18 protein-coding genes are annotated in these 17,684 nt (G+C 71.6%); 17 read left to right on the forward strand and 1 reads right to left on the reverse strand.

The window, feature by feature from the left end; all coding sequences use genetic code 11:
• Positions 1–3 precede the first annotated feature (3 nt).
• The 12 genes from JS756_RS15845 to nusB all read left to right on the forward strand — a co-directional run bounded on the left by JS756_RS15845 (position 4) and on the right by nusB (position 12,997).
• The gene (locus JS756_RS15845) at positions 4–351 is read left to right on the forward strand and encodes a hypothetical protein (protein ID WP_205383748.1); all 348 of its coding nucleotides are present in this window, start codon (positions 4–6) and stop codon (positions 349–351) included.
• A complete protein-coding gene (gene alaS, locus JS756_RS15850) occupies positions 351–3,023 on the forward strand; it encodes an alanine--tRNA ligase (RefSeq protein ID WP_205383749.1) in 2,673 nt (890 codons plus the stop codon). Before JS756_RS15845 ends, alaS begins: the two co-directional genes overlap by 1 nt.
• Positions 3,023–3,487 (forward strand): Holliday junction resolvase RuvX, encoded by a 465-nt coding sequence (gene ruvX / locus JS756_RS15855; RefSeq protein ID WP_205383780.1) that lies wholly within the window; start codon positions 3,023–3,025, stop codon positions 3,485–3,487. The genes alaS and ruvX overlap by 1 nt, the downstream gene beginning before the upstream one ends.
• A 121-nt stretch (positions 3,488–3,608) precedes the next feature.
• Positions 3,609–5,438, forward strand: coding sequence for an endolytic transglycosylase MltG (gene mltG / locus JS756_RS15860; protein ID WP_205383750.1), 1,830 nt, complete (start codon positions 3,609–3,611; stop codon positions 5,436–5,438).
• Positions 5,419–6,258, forward strand: coding sequence for a shikimate dehydrogenase (locus JS756_RS15865; RefSeq protein ID WP_205383751.1), 840 nt, complete (start codon positions 5,419–5,421; stop codon positions 6,256–6,258). The genes mltG and JS756_RS15865 overlap by 20 nt, the downstream gene beginning before the upstream one ends.
• A gap of 168 nt (positions 6,259–6,426) precedes the next feature.
• Positions 6,427–7,611: a chorismate synthase gene (aroC, locus tag JS756_RS15870; protein WP_205383752.1), complete on the forward strand. Its 1,185-nt coding sequence runs from the start codon at positions 6,427–6,429 to the stop codon at positions 7,609–7,611.
• Positions 7,608–8,123, forward strand: coding sequence for a shikimate kinase (locus JS756_RS15875; protein WP_205383753.1), 516 nt, complete (start codon positions 7,608–7,610; stop codon positions 8,121–8,123). The genes aroC and JS756_RS15875 overlap by 4 nt, the downstream gene beginning before the upstream one ends.
• Positions 8,120–9,211 carry a 3-dehydroquinate synthase gene (gene aroB / locus JS756_RS15880; RefSeq protein WP_205383754.1) on the forward strand — a complete coding sequence of 364 codons (1,092 nt, stop codon included), beginning with the start codon at positions 8,120–8,122 and terminating at the stop codon, positions 9,209–9,211. The genes JS756_RS15875 and aroB overlap by 4 nt, the downstream gene beginning before the upstream one ends.
• A 165-nt stretch (positions 9,212–9,376) precedes the next feature.
• On the forward strand, positions 9,377–10,225 hold the full coding sequence (locus JS756_RS15885) for a Pro-rich N-terminal domain-containing protein (protein ID WP_205383755.1): 849 nt from the start codon (positions 9,377–9,379) through the stop codon (positions 10,223–10,225).
• Between the two features lie 600 nt (positions 10,226–10,825).
• A complete protein-coding gene (locus JS756_RS15890) occupies positions 10,826–11,935 on the forward strand; it encodes an aminopeptidase P family protein (RefSeq protein WP_205383756.1) in 1,110 nt (369 codons plus the stop codon).
• Between the two features lie 58 nt (positions 11,936–11,993).
• Positions 11,994–12,560 carry an elongation factor P gene (gene efp, locus JS756_RS15895; RefSeq protein ID WP_205383757.1) on the forward strand — a complete coding sequence of 189 codons (567 nt, stop codon included), beginning with the start codon at positions 11,994–11,996 and terminating at the stop codon, positions 12,558–12,560.
• A 2-nt stretch (positions 12,561–12,562) separates the two neighbouring features.
• A complete protein-coding gene (gene nusB, locus JS756_RS15900) occupies positions 12,563–12,997 on the forward strand; it encodes a transcription antitermination factor NusB (protein ID WP_205383758.1) in 435 nt (144 codons plus the stop codon).
• Positions 12,998–13,241: 244 nt separating this feature from the next.
• Here nusB and bldD read toward each other — a convergent pair whose 3' ends face one another.
• Positions 13,242–13,742, reverse strand: a complete 501-nt coding sequence (gene bldD / locus JS756_RS15905; RefSeq protein ID WP_009313753.1) for a transcriptional regulator BldD — start codon at positions 13,740–13,742, stop codon at positions 13,242–13,244.
• A gap of 276 nt (positions 13,743–14,018) precedes the next feature.
• On the opposite strand from bldD, the gene pyrR reads away from it, so the two are divergent.
• The 5 genes from pyrR to JS756_RS15930 form a co-directional block, all read left to right on the forward strand.
• Positions 14,019–14,579: a bifunctional pyr operon transcriptional regulator/uracil phosphoribosyltransferase PyrR gene (gene pyrR / locus JS756_RS15910; RefSeq protein WP_205383759.1), complete on the forward strand. Its 561-nt coding sequence runs from the start codon at positions 14,019–14,021 to the stop codon at positions 14,577–14,579.
• A 98-nt stretch (positions 14,580–14,677) separates the two neighbouring features.
• A complete protein-coding gene (locus JS756_RS15915) occupies positions 14,678–15,655 on the forward strand; it encodes an aspartate carbamoyltransferase catalytic subunit (RefSeq protein WP_205383760.1) in 978 nt (325 codons plus the stop codon).
• A gap of 5 nt (positions 15,656–15,660) precedes the next feature.
• The gene (locus tag JS756_RS15920; protein ID WP_205383761.1) at positions 15,661–16,947 is read left to right on the forward strand and encodes a dihydroorotase; all 1,287 of its coding nucleotides are present in this window, start codon (positions 15,661–15,663) and stop codon (positions 16,945–16,947) included.
• Complete coding sequence (locus JS756_RS15925) at positions 16,944–17,528, forward strand: PH-like domain-containing protein (protein ID WP_205383762.1); 585 nt, start codon at positions 16,944–16,946, stop codon at positions 17,526–17,528. The genes JS756_RS15920 and JS756_RS15925 overlap by 4 nt, the downstream gene beginning before the upstream one ends.
• A partial coding sequence (locus JS756_RS15930) for a carbamoyl-phosphate synthase domain-containing protein (protein ID WP_275892691.1) occupies positions 17,525–17,684 on the forward strand: 160 nt, incomplete at its 3' end. The genes JS756_RS15925 and JS756_RS15930, both read left to right, overlap by 4 nt.

The following is a 17,684-nucleotide window of genomic DNA, read 5'->3' on the forward strand; positions in this document are numbered from 1 at the left end:
GCGATGTTCCGCCGTACGTTCTGGTTCAGCACGGGTGTCGCCGCCGGTGTGTGGGCCACCACCAAGGTCAACCGCAAGCTGAGGCAGCTCACGCCCGAGAGCCTGGCCGCCACCGCGGCCGACAAGGCGCTCGACGCCGGCCACCGGCTCAAGGACAAGGCAGTGGGCTTCGCCCTCGACGTCCGCGACAACATGGCCCAGCGGGAGGCCGAGCTCCAGGAGGCACTCGGCATCGACGGGAAGCCCTTGCCCGCACCCCGGCGGCACGCCGCCATCGAGAACCACGACACGCAGAAGACCTATGTCGTCGAGACCACGACGTACCCGTACAACCGGAATGAGGACCACTGATGGAGTCGGCTGAGATCCGCCGTCGCTGGCTGAGCTTCTTCGAGGAGCGCGGGCACACCGTCGTCCCTTCGGCGTCGCTCATCGCGGACGACCCGACTCTGCTTCTCGTCCCCGCCGGCATGGTGCCCTTCAAGCCCTACTTCCTGGGCGAGGTCAAGCCGCCGTTCCCGCGCGCCACCAGCGTGCAGAAGTGCGTGCGCACGCCCGACATCGAAGAGGTCGGCAAGACCACGCGGCACGGCACCTTCTTCCAGATGTGCGGCAACTTCTCCTTCGGCGACTACTTCAAGGAGGGCGCCATCAAGCTCGCCTGGGAGTTGCTCACCGAGCCCCAGGACAAGGGCGGTTACGGTCTCGACCCCGAGCGCCTGTGGATCACCGTCTACCAGGACGACGACGAGGCCGAGCAGATCTGGCACGAGGTCGTCGGCGTGCCCAAGGAGCGCATCCAGCGCCTGGGCATGAAGGACAACTTCTGGTCCATGGGCGTGCCCGGCCCGTGCGGCCCCTGCTCCGAGATCAATTACGACCGCGGTCCCGAGTTCGGCGCCGAGGGCGGCCCCGCCGTCAACGACGAGCGGTACGTGGAGATCTGGAACCTCGTCTTCATGCAGTTCGAGCGCGGCGAGGGCCTCGGCAAGGACAACTTCGAGATCCTCGGCGACCTGCCGAGCAAGAACATCGACACGGGCCTCGGCCTGGAGCGCCTCGCCATGATTCTGCAGGGCGTGCAGAACATGTACGAGATCGACACCTCCATGGCCGTCATCGACAGGGCCACCGAGCTGACCGGCGTCCGCTACGGCGACGCCCACGGCTCGGACGTCTCCCTGCGCGTGGTCACCGACCACATGCGCACCGCCACCATGCTCATCGGGGACGGCGTGACGCCGGGCAACGAGGGCCGCGGCTACGTGCTGCGCCGCATCATGCGCCGCGCCATCCGCAACATGCGCCTGCTGGGCGCCACCGGCCCGGTCGTCAAGGACCTCATCGACGTCGTCATCGGCATGATGGGCCGGCAGTACCCCGAGCTCCTCACCGACCGCGAGCGCATCGAGAAGGTCGCCCTCGCCGAGGAGGCCGCCTTCCTCAAGACGCTGAAGGCCGGCACGAACATCCTCGACACCGCCGTCACCGAGACCAAGGCCTCCGGCGGCACCGTCCTGCCCGGCGACAAGGCGTTCCTGCTCCACGACACCTGGGGCTTCCCGATCGACCTCACCCTGGAGATGGCCGCCGAGCAGGGCCTGTCCGTGGACGAGGACGGCTTCCGCCGCCTGATGAAGGAGCAGCGGGAGCGGGCCAAGGCCGACGCCCAGGCCAAGAAGACCGGCCACGCCGACCTCGGCGCCTACCGCGAGATCGCGGACGCCGCCGGCGAGACCGACTTCATCGGCTACGGCGACACCGAGGGCGAGTCGACGGTCGTCGGCATCCTGGTCGACGGCGTGTCCTCGCCCGCCGCCACCGAGGGCGACGAGGTCGAGATCGTCCTCGACCGCACCCCGTTCTACGCCGAGGGCGGCGGCCAGATCGGCGACACCGGGAAGATCAGGGCCGACTCCGGTGCCGTCATCGAGATCCGCGACTGCCAGAAGCCGGTGCCGGGCGTCTACGTCCACAAGGGCGTCGTCCAGGTCGGGGAGGTCACCGTCGGCGCCAAGGCCCACGCCTCGATCGACTCCCGCCGCCGCAAGGCCATCGCCCGCGCCCACTCGGCCACCCACCTCACCCACCAGGCCCTGCGCGACGCCCTCGGCCCGACGGCCGCCCAGGCCGGTTCCGAGAACCAGCCCGGCCGCTTCCGCTTCGACTTCGGCTCGCCGTCCGCCGTGCCGACGGCCGTGATGACCGACGTCGAGCAGAAGATCAACGAGGTGCTCGCCCGCGACCTCGACGTCACCGCCGAGGTCATGGGCATCGACGACGCCAGGAAGCAGGGCGCCATCGCCGAGTTCGGCGAGAAGTACGGCGAGCGGGTCCGCGTCGTGACCATCGGCGACTTCTCCAAGGAGCTGTGCGGTGGCACCCACGTGCACAACACCGCCCAGCTGGGTCTGGTGAAGCTGCTCGGCGAGTCCTCCATCGGCTCGGGCGTCCGCCGCATCGAGGCCCTGGTCGGTGTGGACGCCTACACCTTCCTCGCCCGTGAGCACACGGTCGTCAACCAGCTGACCGAGCTGCTCAAGGGCCGCCCGGAGGAACTGCCCGAGAAGATCTCCGGCATGCTCGCCAAGCTGAAGGACGCCGAGAAGGAGATCGAGCGGTTCCGCGCCGAGAAGGTGCTCCAGGCCGCCGCCGGTCTGGCGGAGTCCGCCAAGGACGTGCAGGGTGTCGCCCTGGTCGCCGGCCAGGTCCCGGACGGCACCACCCCGGACGACCTGCGCAAGCTGGTCCTCGACGTGCGCGGCCGCATCCAGGGCGGACGCGCCGCAGTGGTGGCCCTCTTCGCCGTGAACAACGGCAAGCCGCTGACGGTCATCGCCACCAACGAGGCCGCCCGCGAGCGCGGCCTGAAGGCCGGTGACCTGGTCCGTACCGCTGCCAAGACCCTCGGCGGCGGTGGTGGCGGCAAGCCGGACGTCGCCCAGGGCGGCGGTCAGAACCCGGCCGCCGTCGGCGACGCCGTCGGCGCCGTCGAGCGGCTCGTGGCGGAAACGGCCAAGTGATGCGCCGAGGCCGCCGACTCGCGATCGACGTCGGGGACGCCCGGATCGGGGTCGCCTCGTGCGACCCCGACGGGATCCTCGCCACCCCGGTGGAGACGGTGCCCGGCCGGGACGTCCCGGCCGCCCACCGCCGGCTGCGTCAGTTGGTGGAGGAGTACGAGCCGATCGAGGTCGTCGTCGGGCTCCCTCGCTCCCTCAAGGGGGGCGAGGGCCCCGCCGCCGTCAAGGTTCGGGGCTTCGCCCAGGAGCTCGCCCGCACGGTCGCGCCCGTTCCGGTGCGGCTCGTCGACGAGCGGATGACGACCGTCACGGCAGGTCAGGGGCTGCGTGCCTCGGGTGTGAAGGCCAAGAAGGGCCGGTCGGTGATCGACCAGGCGGCGGCCGTGATCATCCTCCAGCAGGCGCTCGAATCCGAACGGGTGTCAGGCACAGCACCCGGCGAGGGCGTCGAAGTGGTCACCTGATCGCGATACGGTAACGTTCCGCGCGATGCGGCGGTGTTCGAACAGCCGCCGCACAGAGAGAGGCGGAGCCGGAGCCGGCCCCAGAGCCGTGTGACCGCCGCCTCGCGGCTCTAGGGGATCGATGACTGAGTATGGCCGGGGCCCGGGCTCCGAACCGTGGCATCCCGAGGACCCGGTGTACGGGGACGGCGGATGGGAAGGGCAGCAGGCCCAGCCCGGCCATCAGCCTGCTTACGGTGGCCAGCCGCAGTACCACCCTCAGGAGCCGCAGCAGGGGCAGGGACACAGCGACTGGGACCAGCAGGGGCAGCAGACCGGCTGGAACCAGCAGGGGCAGCACACCGGCTGGAACCAGCAGGCCCAGCAGACCGGCTGGAGCCAGCAGGGACACGGCGGCTGGGACCAGCAGGGGCAGCAGACCGGCTGGGACCAGCAGGGACACGGCGGCTGGGACCAACAGGGGCAGCAGACCGGCTGGGATCAGCAGGGGCAGCACACCGGCTGGAACCAGCAGTACCACGGCGGGCACGGCCAGCAGCCCCACCACCAGGGCGGCTGGGACGGCACCGGCTCGCACGCGCAGATGCCCTACGCCCCCGACCCCGGTGATCCCTACGGCCGGCAGGCCTCCTCCTACGGCGGTGAGCAGCCCGACTTCTACCAGACCCCCGACGCCTACCCGCCGCCCCAGCCGCCCACCCGCAGGACCCCGGAGCCCGAGGCCCGGCCCGACTGGGACCCGGACCCCGAGCCGGAGGAGCACGCCTTCTTCGCGGACGGCGACGACGAGGACGGCGACCGCTCCGACGACGAGCCGGAGGACCGGCGCGGACGCGCCGAGCGGCGGGGCGGGAGCGGCGGCAAGGGCAGGAAGCGCCGCAACGGCATGGCCTGCCTGGTCGTGCTGCTGGTCTTCGGCGGCGGCCTCGGCGGCGTCGGCTACTTCGGCTACCAGTACTACAAGGAACGTTTCGGCGACGCGCCGGACTACGCCGGCGACGGCATCAGCGACACGGTGACGGTCGAGATCCCCAAGGGCGCGGGCGGCTACGACATCGGCCGCCGGCTGAAGGCGGCCGGCGTCGTCAAGAGCGTCGACGCCTTCGTCTCCGCGCAGCAGCAGAACCCCAAGGGCAACACCATCCAGGCCGGCGCCTACATCCTGCACAAGCAGATGTCCGCGGCGAGCGCCGTCGCGATGATGCTGGACCCCAAGAGCCAGAACAACGTGCTGGTCGCACCGGGCGCGCGCAACGCCCGCGTCTACACCGCCATCGACTCCAAGCTCGGCCTCGACTCCGGCACGACCAGGAAGATCGCCCTCAAGCAGTACAAGAGCCTCGGACTGCCCGACTGGGCCAACAACCAGGAGGACATCAAGGACCCGCTGGAGGGCTTCCTCTACCCGGGCACCTATCCCGCGGCCAAGGGCATGAAGCCGGAGTCGATCCTGAAGTCCATGATCGCCCGCGCCGACGAGGCCTACGGCAAGTACGACCTCGCGGCCAAGGCCGAGGAACTGAAGCTGGACGACCCGCTCCAGGTCGTCACGGTCGCCAGCCTCGTCCAGGCCGAGGGCAAGACGCACGACGACTACCGCAAGATGGCCGAGGTCGTCTACAACCGCCTCAAGCCCACGAACACCGAGACCAACCAGAAGCTCCAGTTCGACTCGACCTACAACTACCTCAAGGGCGAGAGCAACATCCACATCTCCGAGAAGGAGATCAACAGCAACAAGGACCCGTACAACACGTACACCAACAAGGGTCTGCCGCCCGGGCCCATCGGCAACCCGGGCGAGGACGCCCTGAAGGCGACGCTGAACCCGACGCACGACGGCTGGCTCTACTTCGTGGCGACGGACGGCGAGCGCAACACCGAGTTCGCCAAGACGTACGCCGAGGCCCAGCGACTCAAGGACAAGTTCAATGACAGCACGGGCAGCTGACGCCCGCCGGGCCGCCGTCCTCGGCTCGCCGATCGCCCATTCCCTCTCGCCGGTCCTGCACCGCGCGGCCTACGCAAAGCTCGGCCTCGAAGGCTGGACGTACGACCGCTTCGAGGTCGACGAGGCGGGGCTGCCCGGCTTCGTGGACCGGCTCGGGCCCGAGTGGGCGGGGCTGTCGCTCACCATGCCGCTGAAGCGGGCCGTCATCCCCCTGCTCGACGAGATCAGCGCGACCGCCGCCTCGGTGGAGGCCGTCAACACGCTCGTCCTGACCGGGGACGGCCGCCGCATCGGCGACAACACCGACATCCCCGGCATGGTGGCCGCGCTGCGCGAACACGGCATCGACCAGGTCGACACGGCCGCCGTCCTCGGCGCCGGAGCCACCGCCTCCTCCGCGCTGGCCGCGCTGTCCCGCGTCTGTTCCGGCGCGGTCACCGTCTACGTCCGCAGCGAGGCCCGCGCCGCCGAGATGCGCCAGTGGGGCGAGCGGCTGGACGTCGACGTCCGCACCGCCGACTGGGCGGACGCGGCCGAGGCGCTGCGGGCACCGCTGGTGATCGCCACGACCCCCGCCGGCACGACCGACGCCCTCGCCGCCGCCGTGCCCGAACGCCCCGCGGCTCTCTTCGACGTGCTCTACGACCCCTGGCCCACCGCCCTGGCGGCCCGCTGGTCCATGTTCGGCGGGGCCGTCGTCGGCGGCCTGGACCTGCTGGTGCACCAGGCGGTCCTCCAGGTCGAGCGGATGACCGGACGCTCCCCGGCGCCGCTGGAGGCCATGCGCCGGGCAGGGGAGAAGGCGCTCGCCGGCCGCTGAGGCGGGCGTTCGGCGTCCGCCTGCTGGACCGGCGGCCTGCGCCGGGTCCCGGACGTGGGAGGATCGGAGGTGGCGGGCCCGGGCCGCGCACCCGGCCGCGCCGTCGTCGTACGCGAGGACGCGCCTACGACGGGCAGTGACCAGGGGCGCGAGCACTGAGGAGCATCGTTGAGCAGGCTGCGTTGGCTGACCGCGGGGGAGTCCCACGGTCCCGCACTTGTCGCGACGCTGGAGGGCCTTCCCGCCGGCGTGCCGATCACCACGGAGATGGTGGCGGACCATCTCGCGCGGCGGCGGCTCGGCTACGGCCGCGGTGCGCGGATGAAGTTCGAGCGGGACGAGGTCACGTTCCTGGGCGGGGTGCGGCACGGCCTCACCCTGGGCTCTCCGGTGGCGGTCATGGTGGGCAACACCGAGTGGCCGAAGTGGGAGCAGGTCATGGCGGCCGACCCGGTGGATCCGGCGGAGCTGGCCGAGTCGGCGCGCAACGCGCCGCTGACCCGCCCGCGGCCGGGGCACGCCGATCTGGCCGGGATGCAGAAGTACGGGTTCGACGAGGCCCGTCCGATCCTGGAGCGCGCCTCGGCCCGTGAGACGGCCGCCCGGGTGGCACTGGGCGCGGTGGCCCGGTCGTACCTCAAGGAGACGGCCGGGATCGACATCGTCAGCCATGTGGTGGAGCTGGCCTCCGCGCGGGCCCCCCACGGGGTGTACCCGACGCCGGCGGATGTGGAGCGGCTGGACGCGGACCCGGTGCGCTGTCTGGACCAGGACGCGTCGAAGGCGATGGTCGCGGAGATCGACCAGGCCCACAAGGACGGCGACACGCTCGGCGGTGTGGTGGAGGTGCTGGCCTACGGTGTGCCGGTGGGCCTGGGTTCGCACGTGCACTGGGACCGGCGGCTGGACGCCCGGCTGGCGGCGGCGCTGATGGGTATCCAGGCGATCAAGGGCGTGGAGGTCGGCGACGGCTTCGAACTGGCGCGGGTGCCGGGTTCGCAGGCGCACGACGAGATCGTCACCACGCCGGAGGGCATCCGGCGGGCCTCGGGTCGTTCCGGCGGGACCGAGGGCGGTCTGTCCACGGGTGAGCTGCTGCGGGTGCGGGCGGCGATGAAGCCGATCGCGACCGTGCCGCGGGCGCTGCGGACGATCGACGTGACCACCGGTGAGGTGGCGCAGGCCCATCACCAGCGGTCCGACGTGTGTGCGGTGCCGGCTGCGGGCATCGTCGCGGAGGCGATGGTGGCGCTGGTGATGGCCGACGCGGTGGCGGAGAAGTTCGGTGGCGACAGCGTCCCCGAGACCCGCCGCAACGTGCAGTCCTACCTCGACCACCTGCACATCCGATGAGCGGCCCGCTTCTGGTCCTGGTCGGCCCGATGGGCGTGGGCAAGTCCACCGTCGGGCGGCTGCTGGCCGAGCGGCTGGGCGTCGGTTACCGCGACACGGACGACGACATCGTCGCCGCACAGGGCCGCGAGATCTCCGACATCTTCGTGGCGGACGGCGAGCCGGCCTTCCGCGCGATGGAGAAGCAGGCGGTGCACGCCGCACTGGCCGAGCACGAGGGTGTTCTCGCCCTCGGCGGCGGCGCTGTCCTCGACGCGGACACGCGCGCGCTGCTGGCCGGCCACCGGATCGTGTACCTGTCGATGGATGTCGAGGAGGCCGTTCGGCGCACGGGCCTGAACGTGGCGCGGCCGCTGCTCGCGGTCAATCCGCGCAAGCAGTGGCGCGAGCTCATGGAGGCCCGCCGCCATCTGTACGAGGAGGTCGCCACCGCGGTGGTGCCGACCGACGGCCGGACTCCCGACGAGGTGTCCCGAGCCGCCCTGGACGCAGTGGAGTTGAAGGAAGCATGAGCGAGTCGGTGACGCGGATCCACGTGGGCGGCACGGCCGGCACCGAGCCGTACGACGTCCTGGTGGGCCGGCAACTGCTCGGCGAACTCGCCGGTCTGATCGGCGACCGGGCCAAGCGGGTCGCGGTCGTCCACCCCGAGGCGCTCGCCGAGACCGGCGACGCTCTCCGCGCCGACCTGGCCGAACAGGGCTACGAGGCCGTCGCGATCCAGGTGCCCAACGCGGAGGAGGCCAAGACCCACGAGGTCGCCGCCTACTGCTGGAAGGCGCTCGGCCAGTCCGGTTTCACCCGCACGGACGTCATCGTCGGCGTGGGCGGCGGCGCGACGACCGACCTCGCCGGCTTCGTGGCGGCGACCTGGCTGCGCGGAGTCCGCTGGATCGCCGTCCCGACCACGGTCCTCGCGATGGTGGACGCCGCGGTCGGCGGCAAGACCGGCATCAACACCGCCGAGGGCAAGAACCTGGTCGGCGCCTTCCACCCGCCGGCCGGCGTGCTGTGCGACCTGGCGGCGCTGGACTCCCTCCCGGTGCACGACTACGTCTCCGGGCTCGCGGAGGTCATCAAGGCCGGATTCATCGCCGACCCGGCGATCCTGGACCTCATCGAGTCCGACCCCGAGGCCGCCCGCACCCCGGCCGGCCCGCACACCGCGGAACTCGTCGAGCGCTCGATCCGGGTCAAGGCGGAGGTGGTCTCCTCGGACCTGAAGGAGTCCGGGCTGCGGGAGATCCTCAACTACGGCCACACGCTGGGCCACGCCATCGAGAAGAACGAGCGCTACAGCTGGCGGCACGGCGCGGCGGTCTCGGTCGGCATGCACTTCGCGGCCGAACTCGGGCGTCTGGCAGGCCGGTTGGACGACGCCACGGCCGACCGTCACCGCACCGTCCTGGAGGCGGTCGGACTCCCGCTGCACTACCGCTACGACCAGTGGCCCAAACTGCTGGAGGCCATGAAGGTCGACAAGAAGTCCCGCGGTGACCTGCTGCGCTTCGTCGTCCTCGACGGTCTCGCCAAGCCGACCGTGCTGGAGGGCCCCGACCCGGCCGTCCTCCTCGCCGCCTACGGCGAAGTGGGCCAGTAAGGGCCGGGAACGCCGTTTCCGCCCGATTCCCTCTCCGTACCGGGCACTTCACACCGCCCCCGGCCGTTCACCAAACGACGGTCGGGGGCGGTACGGTTCGTTAGCGAGAGCGGGATCGCCCCCGCTGCCAGCAACAACCGCCTGTACGAGACGGAGTGGCACCGGATGCAGCACGCAGTGGGTTCTCCGCTGCCGCCGCCCCACCAGCCGGGGCAGGGACCGGCCGCAAGCTGGTCGCCGGCCGCACACCTCCCGGGTGCTCGGCACCCGGGCACCCAGCAGGGCCCGGCAGTGGTGCCTCCGGCCCCGGGCTACACCGGCCCACCCCCCTCGGGCCCGGTCCCACCGGCCCCGCCGCAGCACGTGCCGCCGGCGCCGGAGACCACCGGTCACGTGCCGCTCCCTCCCGCGGAGCCCGTGGGTGCCCCCGCCGCGACGATCGCCCCCGACCCCTCCGCCACCACTCTCGCCGTGCTGCTGATCGGTCCCGCGGGGGCCGGCAAGACGAGCGTCGCGAAGTACTGGGCGGACCACCGCCGCGTCCCCACCGCCCACATCAGCCTCGACGACGTGCGCGAATGGGTCCGCTCCGGCTTCGCCGACCCGCAGTCCGGCTGGAACGACAACTCCGAGGCCCAGTACCGTCTCGCCCGCCGCACCTGCGGCTTCGCCGCGCGGAACTTCCTCGCCAACGGCATCTCCTGCATTCTCGACGACGCCGTCTTCCCGGACCGTCCCGTCGTGGGCCTCGGCGGTTGGAAGCGGCACGTGGGCCCCGGCCTCCTCCCCGTCGTCCTGCTCCCCGGTCTCGACGTCGTCCTGGAACGCAACGCCGAACGCACCGGCAACCGGCGCCTGACCGACGAGGAGGTCGCCCGCATCCACGGCCGTATGGCCGGCTGGTACGGCTCCGGCCTGCCGATCATCGACAACTCCCAGCTCGACGTCCCGCAGACGGCCCACGTCCTGGACGACGTACTGGCCCGGTCCATAGCCAGCCCGCCGAACTGGTGATCAGGCGGTCCGGTGCACGGGGGAGCGGAGGGCCACCGTCGCGGCGGACCGTCCGGCGGCAAGCGCCGGCGAGCACGGCAGTCCGCCGAGCCCGGTGGACGAGCGGGCAGGGCGGGCCGCCGGGTGGGAGGAGCCGCCGGGTGCGGCGGCCGTCAGGCGCGTCGTCCACGGGCTGCGGGCGTCGGCCGAGGGCCGGGCCGACGGGAGTGACGCCCGCCGGGTGGGAGGATTCGCCCGGCGCGGCAGACCGTTCGGCGGGGGAGTCACCGGGCGGGTGGGGCCGCCGGCTGGGTGGGGCCGCCGGGCGTGGCGGCCGTCGTGCGGGGGCGACCACCGGGTACGGGCGGCTTCGGGCGGGCGGGACCATCGGGCCCGGGAGTGATCGGGTGGCCGGGGCCACCGGGTGAGGGAGAAGCCCCGTGCCGGGCGACGTGCCGTCGGCCGTCCTCCCGCGCGGGGCCGCAGCGAAGGGCGCTCCGCCCCGCTCGCGCCGGTCGGCCGCCATGTTCTCACCCGGCGGACGGGATCTCGGGGCGGTGAGTAGCCCGAACGGCACCCTCCCAACCGGCACAAAACGCCCACCGCTCCTACGCTCGTCTCATGTCCGAGGTGTACGCCGCTCGCCGAACCCGCCTCCGCGAACGCTGCCAAGCCGGCGGCAGCGCCTCCGCGCTGGTCTCCCGTCCCGCCAATGTGCGCTACCTGGCGGGTGCCGCCCCGCACGGTGCCGTCCTGCTGCTGGGCCGCCACGAGGACGTCCTCGTCTGCGCGGATCCGCCGGACGGCCGGACGGACCTCGCCGGTCTGCCGGACCAGGAGCTCCGCCTGCACGCGCTGCCCGGTCCCGGGGGCGACCCCGCCGTCGCCGCCGCCGGCCTCGCCGCGGCCGAGGGCGCCGATTCGCTCGCCCTGGAGGAGCACCACGTCACCGTGGCCCGGCACCGGGCCGTGCGCTCCGTCGCGCCCCGCGTGCGCCTGGCCGATCTCGGCGGCGCCGTCGAGCAGCTGCGGATCGTCAAGGACGAGGAGGAGATCTCCTGCCTCCGCATCGGCGCGGAGATCGCCGACCAGGCCCTCGGCGAGCTGCTGGAGTCCATCCTCGTCGGCCGCACCGAGCGGCACCTCGCCCTGGAGCTGGAGCGCCGCCTGGTCGACCACGGCGCCGACGGGCCCGCCTTCCCCACGTCGGTCGGCACCGGCCCGAACGCCGGCCGCCGAGGCCACCGCCCCACCGACCGGCGCGTGGAGGAGGGAGACTTCCTCTCCGTCTGCCTGGGCGCCAACTACCGCGGCTACCGGTGCGAGATCGGCCGGACGTTCGTGATCGGCACCGCGCCCGCGGACTGGCAGATCGAGCTGTACGATCTCGTCTTCGCCGCTCAGCGTGCCGGACGCGAGTCCCTGGTGCCGGGCGCCGCCTACCGCGACGTGGACCGGGCCGCACGCCAGGTGCTCGGCTCCGCCGGGTACACGCAGGGTCTCCTTCCCCTCACCGGGCACGGCGTCGGACTCGAAATCGACGAGGACCCTCAGTTGGCCCCCGCCGCCATGGGTAAACTGGACGCTTGCGTGCCGGTCACCGTCGAACCGGGGGTCCACCTCCCGGGCCGGGGCGGCGTCCGGATCGATGACACGCTCGTCGTGCGCCCCGAGGCGGACGGCGGACCCGAGCTACTCACCATCACGACCAAGGAGCTGCTCGCGCTCTAGCCCTGAGCTGTGCGCCTGCCCCGTGGTCGTCCACGTCAGTCCAGGAGATTCCGCAACCGTGGCTTCCACGAACGACCTCAAGAACGGCATGGTGCTCAAGCTCGAAGGCGGCCAGCTCTGGTCCGTCGTCGAGTTCCAGCACGTCAAGCCCGGCAAGGGACCGGCCTTCGTGCGCACCAAGCTCAAGAACGTCCTGTCCGGGAAGGTCGTCGACAAGACCTTCAACGCCGGCGTGAAGGTCGAGACGGCCACCGTCGACAAGCGCGACATGCAGTTCTCGTACATGGACGGCGACTACTTCGTCTTCATGGACATGGAGACCTACGACCAGCTGATGGTCGACCGCAAGGCCGTCGGCGACGCCGCCAACTTCCTCATCGAGGGATTCACGGCCACCGTCGCCCAGCACGAGGGCGAGGTGCTCTTCGTCGAGCTGCCGGCCGCCGTCGAGCTCGTCGTCAAGGAGACCGAGCCGGGCGTCCAGGGCGACCGTTCCACCGGCGGCACCAAGCCCGCCACTCTGGAGACCGGTCACCAGATCCAGGTCCCGCTCTTCATCACCACCGGTGAGAAGATCAAGGTCGACACCCGCTCCAGCGACTACCTCGGCCGGGTGAACAGCTAACCGTGGCTGCCCGCAACACGGCCCGCAAGCGCGCCTTCCAGATTCTCTTCGAGGGCGACCAGCGCGGCGCCGACGTCCTGACGGTCCTCGCGGACTGGATCCGGCTCTCCCGGACCGACACCCGGCAGCCGCCGGTGAGCGAGTACACGATGCAGCTGATCGAGGGCTACGCGAAGCACGCGCAGCGGATCGACGAGCTGATCGCCCAGTACTCGGTGGGCTGGACGCTGGACCGGATGCCGGTCGTCGACCGCAACATCCTGCGCCTGGGCGCCTACGAGCTGATCTGGGTCGACGAGACCCCGGACGCCGTCGTCCTGGACGAGATGGTGCAGCTGGCGAAGGAGTTCTCGACGGACGAATCGCCCTCGTTCGTCAACGGGCTCCTCGGCAGGCTGAAGGACCTCAAGCCCTCGCTGCGCCGCGAGGACGGCTGACCGAAGGCCTTCCGCGATCGAGACGCCGATGGGCCCGCAGCAGGCATGCTGCGGGCCCATCGGCGTCTCGGTGCGGCTCCCCGGGCTCCGGGGCGCACGGCGCCGGCAATCGCCCCCACGGCCGCCGCGGTGCGGCCCCACGGCCGCCCTGTGGTCCGGCAGGCGCCCCCAACGCCGTCGGGGTGGCCGGAACCACATGGTTCCGGCCACCCCGACGGCACGTTTCTGCTCGGTCCGGCAGCGCTCAGCTCTCCTCGTGGGAGACCGCGCGGCGCGCGTCCGCGTCCAGCACGCCCCAGCTGATCAGCTGCTCGGTGAGGACCGACGGCGACTGGTCGTAGATGACGGCGAGTGTGCGCAGGTCGTCCTGGCGGATGGAGAGCACCTTGCCGTTGTAGTCGCCGCGCTGCGACTGGATCGTCGCCGCATAGCGCTGCAGCGGGCCCGCCTTCTCCACCGGCACGTGGGCCAGGCGCTCCAGGTCGAGGACCAGCTTCGGCGGCGGCTCGGCGGCGCCGCCCGGGGTCGTACCCGGGAGCAGCTCCTGCACCGGAACGCCGTAGAAGTCCGCCAACTCGGCGAGGCGCTGCACGGTCACGGCGCGGTCGCCGCGCTCGTACGAGCCGACCACGACCGCCTTCCAGCGTCCCTGGCTCTTCTCCTCGACACCGTGGAGGGAAAGGCCCTGCTGGGTGCGGATGGCCCGGAGCTTGGCCCCGAGCTGTTTGGCGTATTCGCTGGACATATAGCTCCCCGGCACTGTGTCGACGCGGCGGGACTGTGTTCCTGCCGCGCGGCTGGTAACTCACTGTGAGGTTACGCAGCGTGATTCTTCTGAGTCAAGCCGAATGGTCCACACCGATGCTTCCGTGGTAGCGACACCTGATTGCGCCGGAGGAGTGAATCGGCACCCCTCAGGGGGGTGATCAGGGTGTGTCGCTGCGGCCTGCTACCGTAGGTGGCGCAATCCCGACGTCCTTTAAGGTCCGTCCCGTGAGACGGAGAAGGAGGTCCGTTTCGTATGGACAAGCAAGCTTCCGATGCGCGGCCCGTGCTCGAAGGCCCCGACATCGCGCGGGTCCTGACCCGCATCGCCCACGAGATCGTCGAGCGCGCCAAAGGCGCCGACGACGTGGTGCTCCTCGGCATTCCGACCCGTGGTGTGCACCTCGCCCAGCGGCTCGCCGACAAGCTGGAGCAGATCACCGAGCGCAAGGTTCCCTGCGGCTCCCTCGACATCACGATGTACCGCGACGACCTGCGCATGCACCCGCCGCGCGCCCTGGCCCGCACCGAGATCCCCGGTGACGACATCGACGGCAAGCTCGTCGTCCTCGTCGACGACGTGCTCTTCTCCGGCCGGACCATCCGCGCCGCCCTGGACGCCCTGAACGACATCGGGCGCCCGCGCGCGGTCCAGCTCGCGGTGCTCGTCGACCGCGGCCACCGCGAACTGCCCATCCGCGCCGACTACGTCGGCAAGAACCTCCCCACGTCGCTGCGGGAGACGGTCAAGGTCCAGCTCGCCGAGGAGGACGGTCGCGACACCGTGCTGCTCGGCGCGAAGCCGGCCGCCCGGTAGCACGCCGGGTGCAGCACCGCACGGCCGCACTCGCGTGCCCAGGTATGCGCCCGTCTGCCCCAAATCTCCCGAATGAACTGCCTAACGGAGCCTGACAGATGCAGCGTCATCTCATCTCGGCCGCCGACCTCACCCGCGACGACGCCGTCCTGATCCTCGACACCGCCGAGGAGATGGCCCGGGTCGCGGACCGGCCGATCAAGAAGCTGCCGACCCTGCGCGGTCGCACCGTCGTGAACCTCTTCTTCGAGGACTCCACCCGTACCCGGATCTCCTTCGAGGCCGCCGAGAAGCGCCTGTCCGCGGACGTCATCAACTTCACCGCCAAGGGGTCCAGCGTCTCGAAGGGAGAGTCCCTGAAGGACACGGCCCAGACGCTGGAGGCCATGGGCGTCGACGCCGTCGTCATCCGGCACGGCGCCTCCGGCGCCCCGTACACCCTGGCCAACTCCGGTTGGATCGACGCCGCCGTCATCAACGCCGGCGACGGCACCCACCAGCACCCCACCCAGGCCCTCCTGGACGCCTTCACCATGCGCCGCCGCCTGGTCGGCCGGGACACCGGGATCGGCCAGGACCTGTCCGGCAAGCGGATCACCCTCGTCGGTGACGTCCTGCACAGCCGAGTCGCCCGGTCCAACGTCGACCTGCTGCACACCCTCGGCGCCGAGGTCACCCTGGTGGCCCCGCCGACCCTGCTGCCCGTCGGCGTCGGGACCTGGCCCTGCGAGGTCTCGTACGACCTCGACAGCGTGCTGCCCAAGTCCGACGCGGTGATGATGCTCCGGGTCCAGCGCGAGCGCATGAACGCCGCCTTCTTCCCCACCGAGCGCGAGTACTCCCGCCGCTACGGCCTCGACGGCGACCGCATGGCGCGGCTGCCCGAGCACGCCATCGTCATGCACCCGGGCCCGATGGTCCGCGGGATGGAGATCACCGCCGACGTCGCCGACTCCGACCGCTGCACCGCGATCGAGCAGGTCGCCAACGGTGTCTCGATCCGGATGGCCGTCCTGTACCTGCTGCTCGGTGGCAACGAGCCCGCCGTCACCCCCACCCGTACCGAGGAGAAGTAAGACCCATGAGCAAGATCCTGATCCGTGGTGCGAAGGTGCTCGGCGGTGCGCCGCAGGACGTGCTGATCGACGGTGAGACCGTCGAGGCCGTCGGCACGGGGCTGCCCGCCGAGGGCGCCGAGGTCGTCGAGGCCGACGGCAAGGTGCTGCTGCCGGGTCTGGTCGACCTGCACACCCACCTGCGCGAGCCGGGCCGCGAGGACTCCGAGACGGTCCTCACCGGCACCCGCGCGGCGGCCTCCGGCGGGTTCACCGCCGTGTTCGCCATGGCCAACACCTTCCCGGTCGCCGACACCGCCGGTGTCGTCGAGCAGGTCTGGCGGCTCGGCCGGGAGCACGGCTACTGCGACGTGCGGCCGATCGGCGCCGTCACCGTCGGCCTGGAGGGGCAGAAGCTCGCCGAACTGGGCGCCATGCACGAGTCCGCCGCAGGCGTCACGGTCTTCTCCGACGACGGCAAGTGCGTCCACGACGCCGTGATCATGCGCCGGGCGCTGGAGTACGTGAAGGCCTTCGACGGCGTCGTCGCCCAGCACGCGCAGGAGCCCCGGCTCACCGAGGGCGCCCAGATGAACGAGGGCGTCGTCTCCGCCGAGCTGGGCCTGGGCGGCTGGCCGGCCGTCGCGGAGGAGTCGATCATCGCGCGGGACGTGCTGCTCGCCGACCACGTCGGCTCCCGCGTCCACATCTGCCACCTGTCGACCGCGGGCAGCGTGGAGATCGTGCGCTGGGCCAAGTCCCGCGGCATCCGGGTGACCGCCGAGGTCACCCCCCACCACCTGCTCCTCACCGACGAGCTGGTGCGCACCTACAACCCGGTCTACAAGGTCAACCCGCCGCTGCGCACGGAGCGGGACGTGATGGCCCTGCGCGAGGCGCTCGCCGACGGCACGATCGACATCGTCGCCACGGACCACGCCCCGCACCCGCACGAGGACAAGGACTGCGAGTGGGCCGCCGCGGCCATGGGCATGGTCGGCCTGGAGACCGCGCTGTCCGTCGTCCAGGAGACCATGGTCGACACGGGCCTGCTGGACTGGGCCGGCGTCGCCGACCGCATGTCCGCCAGGCCCGCGCAGATCGGACAGGCCACCGGGCACGGGCGGCCCGTCTCGGCAGGTGAGCCCGCCAACCTCATCCTCGTCGACACGGCCTACCGTGGCCCGGTGGACCCCGCGGGCTTCGCCTCGCGCAGCCGCAACACGCCCTACCAGGGGCGTGAGCTGCCGGGCCGTGTCACGCACACGTGGCTGCGGGGCAAGGCCACGCTCGTCGACGGGAAGCTCACGTGACACCTGCAACACTGCTCGCGGCCGGACACACGGCCGGCCTCGCCGCGGAGAAGAAGTCGGCCGACGTGACCGACTGGGCCGCCCGGGCCGGCTGGGTCGTCGGCCTCGTCCTCTTCGTGATCCTCGTCTACTGGCTGATGCGCGAGGGCTGGAAGTGGCGCGCCACCCTTCAGGGTGACCTGCCGGAGCTGCCCGGCGCGCCGGACGAGCCCGGCGAGGCGAGACTGACCCTGAGCGGCCGCTACCACGGCTCCACCACCGCCGGACAGTGGCTGGACCGCATCGTGGCCCACGGTCTCGGCACCCGCAGCCGGGTCGAGCTCACCCTGACGGACGCGGGCCTGGACGTCGTACGCCCCGGAGCGGCCGACTTCTTCGTCCCCGCCGCCGCACTGCGGGGAGCCCGGCTCGACAAGGGCATCGCCGGCAAGGTCCTCACCGAGGGCGGGCTGCTGGTGGTGACCTGGGCGCACGGCGACAAGCTGATCGACTCCGGCTTCCGGTCCGACCGCGCGGCCGAGCACACCGCATGGGTCGACACCCTGAACCAGATGACCAACAAGACGGAAGGCGCGCGATGAAGACCTCCACAAGGGGAACCGCCAGGGTTCCCGCGGTTCTCGTTCTGGAGGACGGCCGGGTGTTTCGCGGTCGTGCCTATGGGGCCGTGGGGGAGGCCTTCGGCGAGGCGGTGTTCTCGACCGGGATGACCGGTTATCAGGAGACGTTGACCGATC

This window comes from Streptomyces actuosus (assembly GCF_016921115.1).
Taxonomy (GTDB): Bacteria; Actinomycetota; Actinomycetes; order Streptomycetales; family Streptomycetaceae; genus Streptomyces; species Streptomyces actuosus_A.